Annotated in this window: 16 protein-coding genes and 1 pseudogene; 8 read left to right on the top strand and 9 right to left on the bottom strand. The window is 74.8% G+C overall.

The annotated features are described in order from the left end of the window. Nucleotides 1–126 precede the first annotated feature (126 nt). The 4 genes from ACGFZP_RS32090 to ACGFZP_RS32075 form a co-directional block, all read right to left on the bottom strand. Nucleotides 127–726, bottom strand: a complete 600-nt coding sequence (locus tag ACGFZP_RS32090; RefSeq protein WP_392939684.1) for a nucleoside triphosphate pyrophosphatase — start codon at nt 724–726, stop codon at nt 127–129. A gap of 34 nt (nt 727–760) precedes the next feature. Continuing rightward, nucleotides 761–886: a morphogenic membrane protein MmpB gene (gene mmpB, locus ACGFZP_RS32085; RefSeq protein WP_387948499.1), complete on the bottom strand. Its 126-nt coding sequence runs from the start codon at nt 884–886 to the stop codon at nt 761–763. 151 nt (nt 887–1037) lie between these two features. Then, nucleotides 1038–1259 (bottom strand): acyl-CoA carboxylase epsilon subunit, encoded by a 222-nt coding sequence (locus ACGFZP_RS32080; RefSeq protein ID WP_392939682.1) that lies wholly within the window; start codon nt 1257–1259, stop codon nt 1038–1040. A 44-nt stretch (nt 1260–1303) separates the two neighbouring features. Further along, complete coding sequence (locus ACGFZP_RS32075) at nt 1304–2896, bottom strand: acyl-CoA carboxylase subunit beta (RefSeq protein WP_392939681.1); 1593 nt, start codon at nt 2894–2896, stop codon at nt 1304–1306. 292 nt (nt 2897–3188) lie between these two features. Between ACGFZP_RS32075 and ACGFZP_RS32070 the strand changes: the two genes are divergently transcribed. From ACGFZP_RS32070 to ACGFZP_RS32055, 4 genes and pseudogenes are all read left to right on the top strand, one after another. Further along, complete coding sequence (locus ACGFZP_RS32070; RefSeq protein WP_392939679.1) at nt 3189–4103, top strand: biotin--[acetyl-CoA-carboxylase] ligase; 915 nt, start codon at nt 3189–3191, stop codon at nt 4101–4103. A 169-nt stretch (nt 4104–4272) separates the two neighbouring features. Next, nucleotides 4273–5397: an adenylate/guanylate cyclase domain-containing protein gene (locus ACGFZP_RS32065; protein ID WP_392939677.1), complete on the top strand. Its 1125-nt coding sequence runs from the start codon at nt 4273–4275 to the stop codon at nt 5395–5397. A gap of 386 nt (nt 5398–5783) precedes the next feature. Next, a pseudogene (locus tag ACGFZP_RS32060) lies at nt 5784–6917 on the top strand (diguanylate cyclase domain-containing protein); the annotation flags it as partial. A gap of 781 nt (nt 6918–7698) precedes the next feature. Continuing rightward, nucleotides 7699–8067, top strand: coding sequence for a hypothetical protein (locus ACGFZP_RS32055; RefSeq protein ID WP_392939675.1), 369 nt, complete (start codon nt 7699–7701; stop codon nt 8065–8067). A 38-nt stretch (nt 8068–8105) separates the two neighbouring features. Here ACGFZP_RS32055 and ACGFZP_RS32050 read toward each other — a convergent pair whose 3' ends face one another. Continuing rightward, complete coding sequence (locus ACGFZP_RS32050) at nt 8106–8714, bottom strand: TetR/AcrR family transcriptional regulator (protein ID WP_392939674.1); 609 nt, start codon at nt 8712–8714, stop codon at nt 8106–8108. A 156-nt stretch (nt 8715–8870) separates the two neighbouring features. Here ACGFZP_RS32050 and ACGFZP_RS32045 point away from each other — a divergent pair, with 156 nt between their 5' ends. After that, nucleotides 8871–10067: a macrolide family glycosyltransferase gene (locus tag ACGFZP_RS32045; protein WP_392939672.1), complete on the top strand. Its 1197-nt coding sequence runs from the start codon at nt 8871–8873 to the stop codon at nt 10065–10067. Here ACGFZP_RS32045 and ACGFZP_RS32040 read toward each other — a convergent pair. Next, nucleotides 10055–10900 carry an alpha/beta fold hydrolase gene (locus ACGFZP_RS32040; RefSeq protein ID WP_392939670.1) on the bottom strand — a complete coding sequence of 282 codons (846 nt, stop codon included), beginning with the start codon at nt 10898–10900 and terminating at the stop codon, nt 10055–10057. The two genes, ACGFZP_RS32045 and ACGFZP_RS32040, sit on opposite strands and share 13 nt — an antisense overlap. Nucleotides 10901–11022: 122 nt before the next feature. Here ACGFZP_RS32040 and ACGFZP_RS32035 point away from each other — a divergent pair, with 122 nt between their 5' ends. Further along, nucleotides 11023–11523, top strand: coding sequence for a MarR family winged helix-turn-helix transcriptional regulator (locus tag ACGFZP_RS32035; RefSeq protein ID WP_392939668.1), 501 nt, complete (start codon nt 11023–11025; stop codon nt 11521–11523). Between the two features lie 19 nt (nt 11524–11542). Here ACGFZP_RS32035 and fdhD read toward each other — a convergent pair whose 3' ends face one another. After that, the gene (fdhD, locus tag ACGFZP_RS32030; protein WP_392939667.1) at nt 11543–12367 is read right to left on the bottom strand and encodes a formate dehydrogenase accessory sulfurtransferase FdhD; all 825 of its coding nucleotides are present in this window, start codon (nt 12365–12367) and stop codon (nt 11543–11545) included. A 143-nt stretch (nt 12368–12510) separates the two neighbouring features. Here fdhD and hutH point away from each other — a divergent pair, with 143 nt between their 5' ends. Beyond that, entirely contained in the window at nt 12511–14094 is a 1584-nt protein-coding gene (gene hutH, locus ACGFZP_RS32025) for a histidine ammonia-lyase (RefSeq protein ID WP_392939665.1), read from the top strand. A gap of 27 nt (nt 14095–14121) precedes the next feature. On the opposite strand, the gene ACGFZP_RS32020 is transcribed toward hutH, so the two are convergent. Further along, nucleotides 14122–14532, bottom strand: a complete 411-nt coding sequence (locus ACGFZP_RS32020; protein ID WP_392939664.1) for a hypothetical protein — start codon at nt 14530–14532, stop codon at nt 14122–14124. Nucleotides 14533–14732: 200 nt separating this feature from the next. Between ACGFZP_RS32020 and ACGFZP_RS32015 the strand changes: the two genes are divergently transcribed. Then, a complete protein-coding gene (locus ACGFZP_RS32015; RefSeq protein WP_392939663.1) occupies nt 14733–15617 on the top strand; it encodes a MurR/RpiR family transcriptional regulator in 885 nt (294 codons plus the stop codon). 50 nt (nt 15618–15667) lie between these two features. Here ACGFZP_RS32015 and ACGFZP_RS32010 read toward each other — a convergent pair whose 3' ends face one another. After that, nucleotides 15668–16147 carry an SRPBCC family protein gene (locus ACGFZP_RS32010; protein ID WP_392939661.1) on the bottom strand — a complete coding sequence of 160 codons (480 nt, stop codon included), beginning with the start codon at nt 16145–16147 and terminating at the stop codon, nt 15668–15670. Between the last annotated feature and the right edge of the window lie 21 nt (nt 16148–16168).

Here is a 16168-nt window from a genome sequence, read left to right as displayed (position 1 = left end):
TGATCGGCGGCGCGGCCAGCCTATGGCGTCCCGCGGCCGTACGGGCTGGACCGGAGAGACAGATGTGGGGCCGAGGATCTGTGGGATCCCTCAGGGTGCGGGCCGCCGGGGTGTGACACGGGCCGGTCAGGCCCAGAGGTCGGTGATGCGCACGCCCAGATCGGCGAGGAGCGAGCGCAGCAGCGGCAGGGAGAGGCCGATGACGTTGCCCGGGTCGCCGTCGACGCCGTCGACGAAGGGCGCCGAGCGGCCGTCCAGGGTGAACGCGCCGGCCACGTGCAGCGGCTCGCCGGTGGCGATGTAGGCGGCGATCTCGGCGTCGTCGGGGGTGCCGAAGCGGACCGTGGTGGAGGCGGTGGCGGAGGCCTGCTCGCCGGTGGCGGTGTCGATCACGCAGTGGCCGGTGCGCAGCACGCCGGACCGCCCGCGCATCGACCGCCAGCGGGCCAGCGCCTCGACGGCGTCGGCGGGCTTGCCGAGCGCGAGCCCGTCCAGCTCCAGGACGGAGTCGCAGCCGATCACCAGCTCGCCGCCGGTCAGGTCGGCGGCGACCGCCTTGGCCTTGGCCTCGGCCAGCACCAGGGCCAGCTCGGCGGGGGTGGCGGCGCTGAGTGCGTCCTCGTCGACGCCGCTGACCACCACGCGCGGGTCGAGGCCCGCCTGGCGCAGCAGCCCGAGGCGGGCGGGGGAGGCGGAAGCGAGGACGAGGGCGCGCTGGTCGGTCATGCCCACCAGGGTAGGGGGTGGCGCGGGGCGGCCGTCAGAGCATCAGCAGGACGGCGATCACCAGGGCGAGGACGGCGAGGACGCGCCCGGCGCGGTGCAGCTTCTGCTGCATCCGGCGGGCCTCGGGGGAGGGCTCGTCGCGAGGGTCTGACCAGAGCACCGTTCCAGGGTGCGCCGCGGACCGGGCGGACGCCTGAGTATCCGTACTCAGCTTTCGGGCAATCCGGGCCATCCCGGCCACCGGGCCCCGGCGCGGGGATGCGCCGGGGCGGGGCGTCGGACCGGCCGACCCCCCGCCCCGGCGCGGCCGGTCAGCCCGCCCAGCCGGAGGTGCGCCAGACGTTGGCGCCCGGGCGCGGCGCGGGGCGCATCCGGCGGGCGCGGTCGTTCCAGGGGGAGTCCGGGCCGGCGCCCGCGCGGCGGGCCGCCTCGGCGGCGGCCTGCGCGGCGGCGGCCCGGGACTGGACCACCGCCAGAACGGTGGCCAGCTCCTCGGGGGTCGGCTGCCCGTGCAGCACGTGGATCGGGGCCATGCTCAATCCTCTCGCGACGGCCGCTGTCTGAAAAGCGTTCCTGCCTACAGGGGGATGTTGCCGTGCTTCTTCGGCGGCAGCACCTCGCGCTTGCCGCGCAGCGCCCGCAGGCCGCGCACGATGTGCCGACGGGTCTCGCTGGGCGCGATGACGGCGTCGACGTACCCGCGCTCGGCGGCCAGGTACGGGTTGAGCAGGGTGTCCTCGTACTCGGCGACCAGCTCGGCCCGGCGGGCGTCGACGTCCTCGCCGGCCGCGGCGGCCTCCGCCAGCTCGCGGCGGTAGACGATGTTGGCCGCGCCCTGCGCGCCCATCACTGCGATCTGCGCGGTCGGCCAGGCCAGGTTGAGGTCGGCGCCCAGGTGCTTGGAGCCCATCACGTCGTACGCGCCGCCGAAGGCCTTGCGGGTGATCACGGTGATCAGCGGGACGGTGGCCTCGGCGTAGGCGTAGATCAGCTTGGCGCCGCGGCGGATGATGCCGTCCCACTCCTGCTCGGTGCCGGGCAGGAAGCCGGGCACGTCGACGAAGGTCAGCACCGGGATGTTGAAGGAGTCGCAGGTCCGGATGAACCGGGCGGCCTTCTCGCTCGCGGCGATGTCCAGGCAGCCGGCCAGATCCATCGGCTGGTTGCCGACGATGCCGACCGGGTGGCCCTCGACCCGGCCGAAGCCGGTGATGATGTTGCCCGCGTACAGCGGCTGGGTCTCCAGGAACTCGCCGTCGTCCAGGACGTGCTCGATCACCTTGTGCATGTCGTACGGCTGGTTCGCCGAGTCGGGCACCAGGGTGTCGAGTTCGAGGTCCTCGTCGGTGACGGTGAGGTCCGCCTCCTCGGGGAAGGACGGCGGGTCGGACAGGTTGTTGGAGGGCAGGTACGAGAGCAGGCTCTTGACGTACTCGACCGCCTCCTTCTCGTCCGTGGCCAGGTAGTGCGCGTTGCCGGACTTGGTGTTGTGGGTCCGGGCGCCGCCCAGCTCCTCCATGCCGACGTCCTCGCCGGTGACGGTCTTGATCACGTCGGGGCCGGTGATGAACATGTGCGAGGTCTGGTCGGCCATCACCACGAAGTCGGTGATCGCCGGGGAGTACACCGCGCCGCCGGCGCAGGGGCCCATGATCAGCGAGATCTGCGGGATCACCCCGGAGGCGTGGACGTTGCGGCGGAAGATCTCGCCGTAGAGGCCGAGCGAGACCACACCCTCCTGGATGCGGGCGCCGCCGGAGTCGTTGATGCCGATGACCGGGCAGCCGGTCTTCAGCGCGAAGTCCATCACCTTGACGATCTTCTCGCCGAAGACCTCGCCGAGGGAGCCGCCGAAGACGGTGAAGTCCTGGGCGAAGACGGCCACCTGGCGGCCGTCGACGGTGCCGTAGCCGGTCACCACGCCGTCGCCGTACGGGCGGTTCTTCTCCTGGCCGAAGTTGATCGAGCGGTGGCGGGCGAACTCGTCGAACTCCACGAAGGAGTCCTCGTCCAGCAGCTCGGCGACGCGCTCGCGGGCCGTCAGCTTGCCCTTGGCGTGCTGCTTCTCCACCGCCTTGGCGGAGCCGGAGTGGACCGCCTCGTCGATCCTGCGCCGCAGGTCGGCGAGCTTTCCGGCGGTGGTGTGGGGGTCGTACGACGCCTCGGTCATCCGGGGGCTCTCCCTGATCCATGGGCCGCGACCTGGGGGTGGCGCACGGGCCGGGAGGGGACCGGGCGCGTGAGGGCAGGGCGGCGCAACGAACTACCGCCAAGTAGCGTAGCCAGCGCGCGGGGCTTCCTGTTATGGCCAGCGACACAGTGTGTTAACGCGCGTTCTGCGGGACGATGGGGCGGCGTAGGCCGTGTCCTGGTGCTTTTCGGACGGGCCGGCGGGCTTCGGGGCTTCGTTCGGGTGATTCCCGCCGGGCGCGGACGGCCTGACAGACCCTAGGGTTTCCCGCATGACCGACTCGAACGATCCGGTGCGTGAGCCCGCCACCCCCCGCCGCAGTGGACTGCGCGGCTTCGGCCAGGACGGGCCGTCGCCGTGGACCGACCTGGACCGGCCGCCGCTGGACACCGAGGCGCTGCGCCGCGACCTGGTGCTGCCGGGCGGGCTGTGGACCGCACTGGACGTCGTCGCCGAGACCGGCTCGACCAACAGCGACCTCGCCGCACGGGCCCGGCAGGGCGCGCCGCAGGGCGCGGTACTCGTCGCCGAGGCGCAGAGCGCCGGGCGCGGGCGGCTGGAGCGGCAGTGGACGGCGCCGCCGCGTTCGGGGCTCTTCCTCTCCATCCTGCTTCGCCCGGACGAGGTACCCGTCGAGCGGTACGGCTGGTTGCCGATCCTGGTCGGCGTGGCGGCGGCCAGCACGCTGAGCCGGGTCGCCGGGGTGGAGGTCGACCTGAAGTGGCCCAACGACCTCCAGGTCGGGATCGACGGCGCGGAGCGCAAGCTCGGCGGCATCCTGACCGAGCTGAGCGGCGGCGCGGTGGTCGCCGGCCTCGGGATCAACGTCTCGCTGCGGGAGGCCGAGCTGCCCGTCCCCGCCGCCGCCTCGCTGGCGCTGGCCGGCGCCGCCGTCACCGACCGGACCACCCTGCTGCGCGCCCTGCTGCGCGAGTTCGCCGTGCTGTACGCGGAGTGGACGGCCGCCTCCGGCGACCCGCACGCCAGCGGCCTGCTGCCCGCGTACGCGGACCGCTGCAGCACGCTCGGGCGGCCGGTGAAGGTCCTGCTGCCGGGCGACCGCGAGCTGCTCGGCGAGGCGGTGGCGATCGACGGCGACGGCCGGCTGGTGGTCCGCACGTCCGACGGGAGCCGCACGGCGGTGGGCGCCGGGGACGTCGTCCACGTCCGGCCCGAGCCGCGCTGAACGGCACTCTTCACCTCCCCTTGACTCTGGCGGATGCCCCGGATCGCGCGATTCCGTGCGAATATTCCACCTGGCAGCGGTGTGAGGCGCGCCACTGCCCGCCGGGTGGCGGGCGCGCCCGGACAGGCAGGACACGAGGCAAGTGCGGCGACCGCACGGGGACGGACCGGTGGCAGAGGACGGCAGCAGCGGCGGCACGGCGGACTCCGAGGACCCGACGGTCGCGCTCGACCTGGAACGCCTGATCCTGGACGCGCCGCGCCGCTACACCCCGTACCAGGCCGCGCGCGCGGCCGACGTGCCGATGGAGCTGGCCACCCGCTTCTGGCGGGCGATGGGCTTCCCCGACATCGGACAGTCCCGGGCGCTGACCGACGGCGACGTGATCGCGCTGCGCCGCCTCGCCGGACTGGTGGAGTCGGGCCTGCTCAGCGAGCCGATGGCGATCCAGGTGGCGCGCTCCACCGGGCAGACCACCGCCCGGCTGGCCGGCTGGCAGATGGACACCTTCCTGGAGAACCTCACCCAGGCCGTCGAGCCGGGCCTGACCCGCGCCGACGTCGCGTACCCGCTGGTCGAGCTGCTGCTGCCGGAGCTGGAGCAGTTCCTGGTGTACGTCTGGCGCCGGCAGCTGGCGGCCGTCACCGGCCGGGTGGTGCAGGCCGCCGAGGACACCGAGATCACCAGCGGCCGCCTCGCGGTGGGCTTCGCCGACCTGGTCGGCTTCACCCGGCTGTCGCGCCGACTGGAGGAGGAGGAGCTCGGCGAGCTGGTCGAGACCTTCGAGAACACCTGCTCCGACCTGATCGCCGGCCTCGGCGGCCGGGTGGTCAAGACCCTCGGCGACGAGATCCTCTACGTCTCGGAGGACCCGGTGACGGCCGCCGAGATCGCGCTCGGCCTGATCGAGGCGCTGGCGGAGGACGACACCATCCCCGCGCTGCGGGTCGGCATGGCCTTCGGCACCGTCACCTCGCGGATGGGCGACGTCTTCGGCACCACCGTCAACCTGGCCAGCCGGCTCACCTCGATCGCCCCGAAGGACGCGGTGCTGATCGACGGCGAGTTCGCGGCCGCGCTGGAGCAGAACGGCAGCGTGGCACCCGCGGACGCGGACGGGGCGGGCCTCGCCGAGGCGCTGTCGGCCGCCGCCGGCCTGCACTCCGCCGGCCTGTCGGTGATGGGCCCGGAGGCCGGGCACCGCTTCCACCTCCAGCCGATGTGGCGCCGCCCGGTGCGCGGGCTCGGACTGGTGGAGCCGTGGCTGCTGTCGCGGCGGCCGCGCACCGGCTGACGTCCGGAGCCCTGTGGTCCCCCGGGTGTGGCCCACGTGCGCCTGACCGTCTCCGCACGGCGGGCGGTTGCCGGGCCCCGACGGGGGTACGCGGACCGGGTGACGTAGGCGCAACGAATGAAACCCGGACGGCCGGGGCGGATCGATCCGGGCAAACGCGGCATAAGCGGTGCAAACCGCCATAGTCTTGGTGCAAGCGGCCGGATGGGTGCGGTTCCCGGCGCGGTGCGCCAGGGGAGCCGAGCATGACCGGGCACAGGGAACGAGGCGAGCCGGTGAGCAGCGAGACGATCATGGCGGACCGCGGCTGCGACTGCGATGGTGCGCAGCGGCCGCCCGCCGCCCCGGACCCGCGGCTGACGTCCGTGGTCGAGCTCGCCCAGGACATGGCGGGGGCGCTCACCCCGCTGGAGGCGGTCCGGGCGGCCGCCGTCCGCGCCACCGCGGCGCTCGGCGCCACCATGGCGGCGGTCTCGGTCTGGGACCGCGAGTCCGGGCGGCTGCGGGTGCTGGTCAACCACGGGGAGCTGGCGCCGGGGGAGGAGGAGCTGCCGGAGGACGAGTCCTACCCGGTGGCCGACTTTCCCGAGATCGTCACCTATCTGGAGGAGCGCTGGACCACCGGCCGGTTGCCGCGCGCCTGGCTGCAGAGCGCCGAGAACTCCAGCCCGCACCCCGGGCACGCGCACCCGACCGCGGGCGCGTACTGCCAGGAGCGCGCCGCGGCGCTGCGCCGGCGGGGGCGGGCCTGCTGCGTGGTCGCGCCGATCGTGCTGCACGGACAGGCCTGGGGCGAGCTCTACCTGGCCCGCACCACCGGGATGGCGGAGTTCACCGAGGCGGACGCCGACTACGCCACCCTGCTGGCCGCCCAGATCTCGGCCGGTCTGGCCCAGACCGAGCGCCTGGCCGACCTGCGCAAGCTCGCCTTCTCCGATCCGCTGACCGGCCTGGCCAACCGGCGCGCCGTGGACGCCCGGCTGGAGAGCGCGCTGGAGGCGCACAACCGGGACAACACCGTGGTCTCGCTGGTGGTCTGCGACGTCAACGGGCTGAAGCGGGTGAACGACCAGCTCGGCCACGAGATGGGCGACCGGCTGCTGGAGCGCTTCGCCCACCAGTTGTCGCTGGCCGCCGCCAAACTGCCCGGCAGCCTCGCCGCCCGGCTCGGCGGCGACGAGTTCTGCCTGCTGGTGGAGGGGCAGAAGGCGGACGAGGTGGTCGCCGCGGCCGAGGAGCTGTGTGCGCGGGCGCTCGCGCTGGCCGAGGGCGAGGGGGTGGCCTGCGGGGTCGCCTCCACCGGGGACTCGATCGGGCCGGTCACCACGCCCGACCGGCTGTTCCGGCTCGCCGACGCCGCCCAGTACCGGGCCAAGGCCGCCCGCGCGGCCCACCCGGTGGTGGCCGGGCGCAGCCACGGACCGGGCTTCTCGCCGGACCCGACGGTGCTGCTCGCGGACGCCGCCGACCCGCACCACCGGGCCGACGGGCGCGGGCGGGGCTCCGGCCGGGCGGGCTCCGGCGACCGGCGGCGGTTCCGCGGCGCGGCGCACAGCGCGGACCCGGGGCAGCTGCTCGCCGCGGTGCTCACGGCGCTGGACCAGCAGGGCTCGACCCGCTCGATCCACCCGGCCGACACCATCGGCAAGCTGGCGCTCGTCGCGGAGACCTCGGCGCGGCTGCTGGACGCGGTCGGCTGGTGGGTCTCCTACGTGCCGCCCGGCTCGCATCTGATGCGCACCGCGCAGCACGCCGTCTACCGGATGACCAGCGGGCCGAGCAGCAGCCGGGCGGAGACCCAGCGGGCCCAGATCGAGGCCCCGGACGCGGTGTTCGACCTGCGGCACTACCCGATGACCCGGGGGGCGGTGCACGGCGGCGCGTTCGCGCTGCGCGCGGGCGCGGCGGGGAACGACCCGTCGGAGGAGGCCGTGCTGGTGGTCAGCGGCTACCGGGGGATGGTCGCGGCGGGCGGGCAGAACGCGGCGGGCGGCTGGTTGGTGGAGCTGTTCGCGGACGATGCCACGCTGCCGCTCGGGCAGGCGGCCACCGCGATGCGGGCGCTGGTGGCGGTGGCCCTGGCGGGCCCGGCCTCGCCGCCGTCGGGCTGAGGCGCCACCCGGGGGTGCGGGGCGGGGCGCGGCGGCGGGAGCCGGTTGTGCCGGTTCGGTGACCGGGGTGTTTCGAGCGGGTCGCGGTCCGGTGCAGGGGCGGTCGGAGGGCTGGGCGGGGTGTCGCGGCCGTGGGATGGTGTCCGCGGTCGGCGGCCATGGTGGCCGGGCCGGATCGGGGGTTGAATCCATGCGTACTCGTATGACAAGCCTGGTGGTGTCCGCGGTGCTGGCCCTCGGCGGCGCCGCACTCGCGGCCGCGCCGGCCGCCCAGGCCGCGCCCCGCGCCGCCGCGGTGGGCACCGTCGCGGCCGGTACGGGTGCGGCGGCCGGACCGGCCGTCGCGGGCGGTGCCCTCCAGGCCGCCCCGGCCGTCGCGGTGACCGCCGACCGGCACGGCGCCGCCCAGCTGGCCGCGTCCAAGGACAAGGCCAAGAAAAAGAAGAAGAAGGGCTTCAGCAAGATCATCGGTGCGGTGATCGGCATCGTGGTCGTGCTGGTGGTCATCGCCGTGATCATCGCGGTGGTCGTGATGCTCCGCCGCCGCAATCGGGGCTAGGGCTGGTCGGACAAGCCCTAGGCCCCGGCTGACGCGGCTCAGGCCGACGGGGCGCCGAGCGTGCGCAGGACCGCCTCCACCTGGCGGTCCGCGTACGCGTGGTCGAGCGGGCCGAGGCCGTGCAGCCAGCGGTAGTACACCGGGCCGTAGAGCAGTTCGACGGCGAGGTCGAGGTCGGCGTCCTCGTCGAGGTGGCCGGCCGCGCGGGCGCTGCGCAGGCGGTCGCGGGTGACCTCCAGCAGCGGGTCCAGCAGCCGCTCGCGGTACTCGCGGAGCAGGGCGGGGTCGTTGAGGACCTCGGCGGTGAGGCCGCGGCCGGTGCGGTCGAAGGCCGGGTCGGCCAGCTCGTCGACGGTGGGGCGCAGGACGGCCCGCAGGTCCGCGGCGAGGTCGCCGGTGTCCGGGAGGGCGAGGCTGCCGCCGGAGGCCTTCTCGTTGGCGGCCAGGAAGGCGTCGAAGACCACCGCGCCCTTGGAGGGCCACCAGCGGTAGATGGTCTGCTTGCCGACCCCGGCCCGGGCGGCGATCCTCTCGATGGTGAGCTTGGCGAAGCCGAGCTCGGCGACCAGCTCGGCGGCGGCCGTGAGGATCGCGGCGCGGCTCTGCTCGCTGCGGCGGCTGGGGTCGGGTGCGGTGTGGCGCGGCATGGCCTCATCGTACCGGAATGACGAGACGGTTCGTATCGTCTTGACCGGGGATGGCGGATGGGTCATGCTGAGTGGGCGCCAACGAGACGAACCGTCTCGCCTTGACGGTGGATCAGCCCGTTCCACCCGTCCGGCCCGTCGACCCTGGAGGTCTTGATGACCCGCACGACCCGCCCCGCGCACATCGCCATGGTCTCGATCCCCGCCCACGGCCACGTCAACCCGAGCCTCGCGGTGATCGCCGAGCTCGTCGCCCGCGGCCACCGGGTGAGCTACGTCAACGACGCCTCGTTCGCCGCGACCGTCGAGAAGGCCGGCGCGAAGGCCGTCCCGTACACCTCGGTGCTGCCGCTGGCCGACGACCCGGGCGGCTGGCCGGACGACCCGGTGGCGATCCAGGACGTCTTCCTGGACGACGCCCTCGCGATGACCCCGGCGGTGCAGGGGCTCTTCGCCGAGGACCGGCCCGACCTCGTCCTCTACGACATCGGCGGCTTCGCCGGCCGGGCCGTCGCCGAGGCGCACGGGGTGCCCGCCGTCCAGCTCTCACCGACCTTCGTCGCCTGGGAGGGGTTCGAGGCGGAGATGGCCGGGATGTACGAGGCGCTCCGCAACGGACCGGGCGGGCCGGAGCACTACCGGCGGTTCGGTGAGTGGCTGGCCGGGACCGGTGCCGTCGTCCGCGACGTGGAGGCGTTCAAGGGCGTCCCGGACCGGTCGGTCGTCCTCGTCCCGCGGGCCCTGCAGCCCCACGCCGACCGGGTCGACCCGCAGCGGTACACCTTCGTCGGGCCGTGCGCCGGGGACCGCTCGCACCAGGGCTCCTGGGAGCGTCCGGCCGGGGCCGAACGGGTCCTGCTGGTCTCGCTCGGCTCGGCGTTCACCCGGCAGCCGGCGTTCTACCGGGAGTGCGTGCGGGCCTTCGCCGGCCTGCCCGGCTGGCACGTCGTGCTGCAGATCGGCCGGCACACCGACCCGGCCGAGCTGGGCGAGGTGCCCGCCGGCGTCGAGGTGCACCCGTGGGTGCCGCAGGCCTCGGTGCTGGCGCAGGCGGACGCCTTCGTCACCCACGCCGGCATGGGCGGGGCGAGCGAGGGGCTCCAGGCCGGCCTGCCGATGATCGCGGTACCGCAGGCCGCCGACCAGTTCGCCAACGCCGACCGGCTGGTGGAGCTGGGTGTCGCCCGTCGCCTGGACACCGGGGAGGCCACCGCGGCCGCGCTGCGTGCCGCACTGCTGGAGCTGGTCGGCGACCCGGAGGTGGCCCGGCGGCTCGACGTGCTCCGGGCCGAGGCGCTGGCGGAGGGCGGTACGGCCCGCGCGGCCGACCTGATCGAGGCTCAGCTGGTCTGAAGCGTCTCGGCGAGTGCCTCGTCGAGCCGGGCCGCGAACGCCCGGGGGTGGGTCAGATTGCCGTTGTGGCCGCCGGGGAGGCGCAGGAGCCCCGTGCCGAGCCGCTCGGCCAGCACCTCGGCGCAGCGGTAGCTGTAGACCGTCGGGTCGGTGGCCAGGCCGATGGCGGGGACCACCCTGGTCGGCCCGGCGGCGAGCGCCCCGGCCTCGGCGAGGCCGAAGGTGCTGCGGCGCAGGGTGGTCAGGTCGTGGGCGAGGAAGGAGGCGAAGTTCGCCTCGCGCTCCGGGCCGAACGGCGCCGGGCGGACCTCGGGCTCGCGCTCCTGGCGGGCCGGGTCGATCCCGGTGGCCGCCATCACCCCGCGCAGCGCCGCCTGCCAGCCGTCCCGGTGGAACACCTCCTGGATCCCGGCCAGCGCGGTCAGCGTCCCGGTGCACTCCCCGGCCGGCAGCAGCCGCGGCGCGGCGGGCTCGTGGGCGATCAGGGTGCCCAGTTGGCCGGGGTGGTCGTGGGCGAGCTGGAGGCCGATCAGCGCGCCGAGGCTGCAGCCGAGCATCAGGGCGGGCCGGTCGGTGAGGGCGGCGAGCAGCCGGTGGGCGTCGTCGGCGTGCTCCTCGACGGTCGGGGTGGTGCCCGGCCGGTCGAGCGGGCTGCGGGAGAGGCCGCGCCGGTCGTACGTCACCACGGTGTACCGGTCGACGAGCCGGGCCACCAGGTCGGCGCTGCGGTCGGCGTCGCCCTCGCCGCTCTGGGCGATCAGCAGGACCGGGCCGCTGCCCTGGACCTGGTGGTGGATGCGGGCGCCGGCGGTGTCGAGCAGTGCGGTGGTCATGGTGTGGTCCCCTCCCGGAGCGGCCGGGCGGCCGCCGTTGACTCCACGTTAGAGCATCTTTTTAGATGCATCAAGATAGATGCATTATTTTCGATGCATCTCTTCTGATGTAGCTTGGGTCCATGAACGGAGTCGAACTGCTGCTGCTCGGCCGGACCTTGGCGAAGATCGGCGAGGAGGCCGTCCCCGCGGCGGGCATCGGCGGGCGGGCCACCGGCGTCAAGGCGGTCGTCGTCGTGATGAGCGACATCTACGAGCACCCGGACAGCGCGGTCGGCGAGATCGCCGCGCGGACCGGCCTGCCGCAGAGTCAGGTGTCCGCGGCCGTAGCGCGGTTGCGGGAGGCCGGGTCGATCGTCACCGGGGCCGACCCCCGGGACCGCCGCCGGATGCTCGCCCGGCAGGCGCCCGAGATCTCCGCCCGCCGGGCCGAGGTGGCCGCCGCGCCCATCGACGGGGCGCTGGCCCGCGCGCTGGGCACCGACGACCCGGCGGAGCTCGCCGAGGTGCTGGCCGCGCTGGAGGTGCTCGGCCGACGGCTCACCCCCGCCTCGCTGCGCCGGCTGAAGGCGGAGTCGGCGGAGGGGCTGAGCCGGCTGAAGGCTGAGCCGGCGGAGGGCTGAGCGGCCGGGCCGGGGTGGCTCAGCCCTCGATGCGGTCCGGGCGGGTGTAGACGTTCGCGCCCTCGCCGCGCAGGAAGCCGACCAGGGTCAGGCCCAGCTCCTCGGCGAGGTCCACCGCCAGGGAGGACGGCGCCGAGACGGCCGCCAGCAGCGGCACGCCCGCCAGCGCGGCCTTCTGGGTGAGCTCGAAGGACGCCCGGCCGCTGACCAGCAGGACGTGCCCGGCCAGCGGCAGCCGGCCCTCGCGCAGGGCCCAGCCGACCACCTTGTCCACCGCGTTGTGGCGGCCGACGTCCTCGCGGGCGCAGAGCAGCTCGCCGCTCGCCGCGTCGAACAGCCCGGCCGCGTGCAGGCCGCCGGTGGACTCGAAGGTCCGCTGCACCTCGCGCAGCCGGTCCGGCAGCCCGTACAGCAGCCGCGGCGGCACGGTCAGCGGGTCCGCCGCGACCGGCCAGCGGACGTGGGTGCGCACGGCGTCCACGGTGTCCCGGCCGCAGAGGCCGCAGGCGCTGGTGGTGAGCAGGTTGCGGTGCGCCGAGAGCGGCAGTGCGCCGGGGCCGCGCAGCGTCGCGTCCACCACGTTGTAGGTGTTGGCGCCGTCCTCGTCCGTGCCCGCGCAGTAGCGCAGGGCCGCCAGGTCGTCGGCCGCGTGCACCAGCCCCTCGCCGACCAGGAACCCCGCCACCAGGTCGAAGTCCTGCCCGGGGGTGCGCATGGTGACGGTCAGCGGCTCGCCGCCGACCCGGATCTCCAGCGGCTCCTCGGCCGCCAGGGCGTCCGGGCGCGCACTTCGCGCATCCCCCCGCAGCCGCACCACCCGCCGCCGCGCCGTCGCCCGCGTCATCGGTCCTCCACCGTCGATCCGTCCGTTCGGCCTCCAGCCTGCGGCATCGGGAGGGGCTCGCGAAATCCGTCCGGCTGACCTTGTGCCTCCCAAAGGCGCACTGGCGGTTGTCATATCTCCATTCACCTGATGTGATGGTGTATATGGATATGCACAGTGCTGTGGCCCCCGACGCGCCGCTCGTCCAGGTCGGCAAGGCCGACGTCAGTGCCGAGGACGTGCTGGCCGTCGCCCGGGGCAATGCCCGGGTCGAGATCGGTCCCGACGCGCTCGCCGAGATGGCGACCGCCCGCGCCCGGATCGACGCCCTCGCGGCCGAGCCGCGCCCCGTCTACGGCGTCTCCACCGGCTTCGGTGCGCTCGCCGTGCGGCACATCAGCCCCGAGCTGCGCGCCCAGCTGCAGCGCTCGCTGGTGCGCTCGCACGCCGCCGGGATGGGTCCGGCGGTCGAGCGCGAGGTGGTTCGCGCGCTGGTCTTCCTGCGGATGAAGACGCTGGCCTCCGGCCGGACGGGCGTGCGCCCGCTGGTCGCGCAGACCATGGCCGCGATCCTCAACGCGAACATCACCCCGGTGGTCCGCGAGTTCGGCTCGCTCGGCTGCTCCGGCGACCTCGCGCCGCTGTCGCACTGCGCCCTGGTGCTGATGGGCGAGGGCGTGGCGACCGGCGCCGACGGCGTCGAGAAGCCGGCCGGCGAGCTGCTCGCCGCGGCCGGCATCGAGCCGGTCGAGCTGCTGGAGAAGGAGGGCCTGGCCCTCATCAACGGCACCGACGGCATGCTCGGCATGCTGGTGATGGCCATCGCCGACCTGCAGCGCCTGTTCACCACCGCCGACATCACCGCCGCGATGACCCTGGAGGCGCTGCTCGGCACCGACAAGGTGCTCGCCCCCGAGCTGCACGCCCCGATCCGCCCGCACCCGGGCCAGGCGCTGTCCGCCGCCAACATGCTGGCCGTCCTCAAGGGCTCCGGCCTGACCGGCCACCACCAGGACGACGCCCCGCGCGTCCAGGACGCCTACTCGATCCGCTGCGCCCCGCAGGTGGCCGGCGCCGGCCGCGACACCGTCGAGCACGCCCGGCTGGTCGCCTCCCGCGAGCTGGCCGCCTCGGTCGACAACCCGGTGGTGCTGCCGGACGGCCGGGTGGAGTCCAACGGCAACTTCCACGGCGCCCCGGTCGCGTACGTGCTGGACTTCCTCGCCATCGCCACCGCCGACCTCGGCTCGATCTCCGAGCGCCGCACCGACCGGCTGCTGGACAAGGCCCGCTCGCACGGCCTGCCGGCCTTCCTGGCCGACGACCCGGGCGTGGACTCCGGCCTGATGATCGCCCAGTACACCCAGGCGGCGCTGGTCAGCGAGAACAAGCGGCTCGCGGTGCCGGCCTCGGTCGACTCGATCCCGTCCTCCGCGATGCAGGAGGACCACGTCTCGATGGGCTGGTCCGCCGCCCGCAAGCTGCGCCAGGCGGTCGACAACCTCGGCCGGATCCTCGCCGTCGAGCTGACCGCCGCCGCCCGCGCGCTGGAGATCCGTCAGCAGGCCGACGCCAGCGGCACGGTCGCGCCGGCCACCGCCGCGGCGATGGCCGCCGCCCGCGAGGCCGGGGTCGGCGGCGCCGGCCGCGACCGCTTCCTCTCGCCGGACCTGGAGGCCGCCGCCGCGCTGGTCGCCTCCGGCGATCTGGTGCGGGCCGTCGAGAAGGTCACCGGGCCGCTCGCCTGAGCCCCGTCGTCCCGGGGCGGGGCGGGCTCAGTCCCACTCGCCCCGGGACCGCTCGGTGCGCCGCTCGTCACGGCGGTCGCCCAGCGCGGCCGCCACGTTGACGCCGACGATGCCGGCCCAGCAGACCATCAGGCCGAGAATCCCGTTGGACGAGGACTCGGACGCGATGGCGGTCAGCGGGATGCCGAGGACCAGCGAGACCATCGGCAGCCGCGCGTTGGGGCGGCCGCCCCGGCGCCGGTGCGGGTACCCGGCGGGCCCCTGCCCCGGTCCGTCGAGCCGCTCGGCGACCCGGCGCTCCACCCGGGCGTCGAGGCGGGCGTCCAGTCGGGCCAGGAACGAGTCGACGATCTCCGACTCGTACTCCTTGCCGAGCTCCTTGCGGGTCTGCACCGCCGCTTCGAGATCGCGGCGCAGGTCGTCCTGGCGAGTGTCCATGGCGACCAGCGTGCCCCCTCCGGCGGCGGCCGGTCCACCGGTCGGCGGTCGGCTCAGGGGAAAGTCAGGGTCACCCCGAGGGCCCGTCCCACCGATCGGGACGTCTCACCGGGCGTCCCGGCGTACGAGACGTCTTTGCCAGCGCCACCGGACTGCTGCACAGTCGTCGTCCGAACAGCTCGCACCCGGAGGTACCGCTGATGACCGCCACCGACGAATCCGGCACCGACGAGTCCGGCACCGTCGGACCCTCCGCCCGGCTGCTGCAGCTCTTCGAAGGCCACCGGCTGACGCCGACCCAGCGGCGGATCGCCCACTCGCTGGTGCGGCACGCCACCGAGGCGCCGTTCCTCTCCAGCGTGGAGGTCGCCGAACTCGCGGGCGTCAGCCAGCCGTCCGTCACCCGCTTCGCGGTGGCCCTCGGCTACGACGGCTACCCGGCGCTGCGCAAGCAGCTGCGGGAGCTCGGCGCCGGGGAGCCGGCCGCGCCGGAGACCCCGGACGACGCGGTGCGCAACGAGCACCAGCAGGCCGTGCTCGCCGAGATTGCGCACCTGCGCCTCCTCGCCGACCTGCTCGCCGACCCGGAGCCGATCCTCCGGGCCGCCCGGCTGCTGGCCGCCTCCCGCCCGCTGCCGGTGCTCGGCCTGCGCGCCGCCTCCGCGCAGGCCCGCGGCTTCGCGTACTTCGCGGCCAAGGTGCACCCGGACATCCGGCTGCTCGACGAGGGCGGCAGCATGCTCGCCGACCGCCTGGAGCAGGCCGCCGCCGCGGGGGCCAGTGCGCTGCTCTGCTTCGCGCTGCCGCGCTACCCGCGTGAGCTGATGGAGGCCCTGACGGTGGCCCGGGAGTGCGGGCTGACCGTCCTGACGGTCGCCGACAGCGCCTTCGCCCCGGTGGCCAAGCTCTCCGACCTGCTGCTGCCGGCCGCGGTCGGCACCGGGCTGGTCTTCGACACCGCCTGTGCGCCGATGATGCTCGGCCGGGTGCTGCTGCAGACCATGTGCGACGAACTGCCCGGCGCGGAGGCCAGGTTGGAGTCCATCGAGCAGTCGGCGACGGCCCGCGGGCTGTTCCTGGAGTAGCCGCCGCCGGCGTGCGGGGCCGGGTTGCCGGGTCGGCGCGGCCGGGCGGCTCAGGCCGCCAGGGCCGCCTGGATCCGGGCCAGGGTGGCCCGCATGCCGGCCCGGTTGACCTTGACCCGCAGCTCGGGGTTGGTCCCGGCGAAGACCGTCCCGAGCACCTCGGTCAGCCCGGAGGCGCGCCCGGTCCGCAAGTCCCGCCAGTACTCGGTGACGGTCGTGCCGCCGCCCTCGGCCGGCTCGAATCGGTAGCCCCACTGCGCCACCGGCAGCCCGAACGTCTCGACCCGGAAGGCGAACTCGCGCCCCGGGTCGGCGGCCGTCACCCGGCAGGTGGTGAACCAGAAGAACAGCCCCCGGCGGTTGAACCCCACGAACCGGGCGCCCACCCCGAGCGGCCCGCGGCGCGCCCACACGGCCCGGCACTCCGGACTCCACTCGCCCATCCGGCGGACCTCGGCGACGGCGCGGTACGCGGCCGCCGGCTCGGCCGACACCGAGACGCTCTCCTCGACGCTCCACTCGCGGCTCATCCGGGCCCCTCCCCGTTCGAC

Source organism: Kitasatospora sp. NPDC048239 (assembly GCF_043202015.1).
GTDB lineage: Bacteria > Actinomycetota > Actinomycetes > Streptomycetales > Streptomycetaceae > Kitasatospora.
Note: the sequence above shows the minus strand (reverse complement) of the source record. Positions and strands in the feature narration are given on the sequence as shown.

Excerpts from the sequence above, each read along its gene's own strand:
- ACGFZP_RS32090 (WP_392939684.1), bottom strand. The coding sequence starts at position 726 with ATGACCGACCAGCGCGCCCTCGTCCTCGCTTCCGCCTCCCCCGCCCGC.
- ACGFZP_RS32080 (WP_392939682.1), bottom strand. The coding sequence starts at position 1,259 with ATGGCCCCGATCCACGTGCTGCACGGGCAGCCGACCCCCGAGGAGCTG.
- ACGFZP_RS32075 (WP_392939681.1), bottom strand. The coding sequence starts at position 2,896 with ATGACCGAGGCGTCGTACGACCCCCACACCACCGCCGGAAAGCTCGCC.
- ACGFZP_RS32070 (WP_392939679.1), top strand. The coding sequence starts at position 3,189 with ATGACCGACTCGAACGATCCGGTGCGTGAGCCCGCCACCCCCCGCCGC.
- ACGFZP_RS32055 (WP_392939675.1), top strand. The coding sequence starts at position 7,699 with ATGCGTACTCGTATGACAAGCCTGGTGGTGTCCGCGGTGCTGGCCCTC.
- ACGFZP_RS32050 (WP_392939674.1), bottom strand. The coding sequence starts at position 8,714 with ATGCCGCGCCACACCGCACCCGACCCCAGCCGCCGCAGCGAGCAGAGC.
- ACGFZP_RS32045 (WP_392939672.1), top strand. The coding sequence starts at position 8,871 with ATGACCCGCACGACCCGCCCCGCGCACATCGCCATGGTCTCGATCCCC.
- ACGFZP_RS32040 (WP_392939670.1), bottom strand. The coding sequence starts at position 10,900 with ATGACCACCGCACTGCTCGACACCGCCGGCGCCCGCATCCACCACCAG.
- ACGFZP_RS32035 (WP_392939668.1), top strand. The coding sequence starts at position 11,023 with ATGAACGGAGTCGAACTGCTGCTGCTCGGCCGGACCTTGGCGAAGATC.
- fdhD (WP_392939667.1), bottom strand. The coding sequence starts at position 12,367 with ATGACGCGGGCGACGGCGCGGCGGCGGGTGGTGCGGCTGCGGGGGGAT.
- hutH (WP_392939665.1), top strand. The coding sequence starts at position 12,511 with ATGGATATGCACAGTGCTGTGGCCCCCGACGCGCCGCTCGTCCAGGTC.
- ACGFZP_RS32020 (WP_392939664.1), bottom strand. The coding sequence starts at position 14,532 with ATGGACACTCGCCAGGACGACCTGCGCCGCGATCTCGAAGCGGCGGTG.
- ACGFZP_RS32015 (WP_392939663.1), top strand. The coding sequence starts at position 14,733 with ATGACCGCCACCGACGAATCCGGCACCGACGAGTCCGGCACCGTCGGA.
- ACGFZP_RS32010 (WP_392939661.1), bottom strand. The coding sequence starts at position 16,147 with ATGAGCCGCGAGTGGAGCGTCGAGGAGAGCGTCTCGGTGTCGGCCGAG.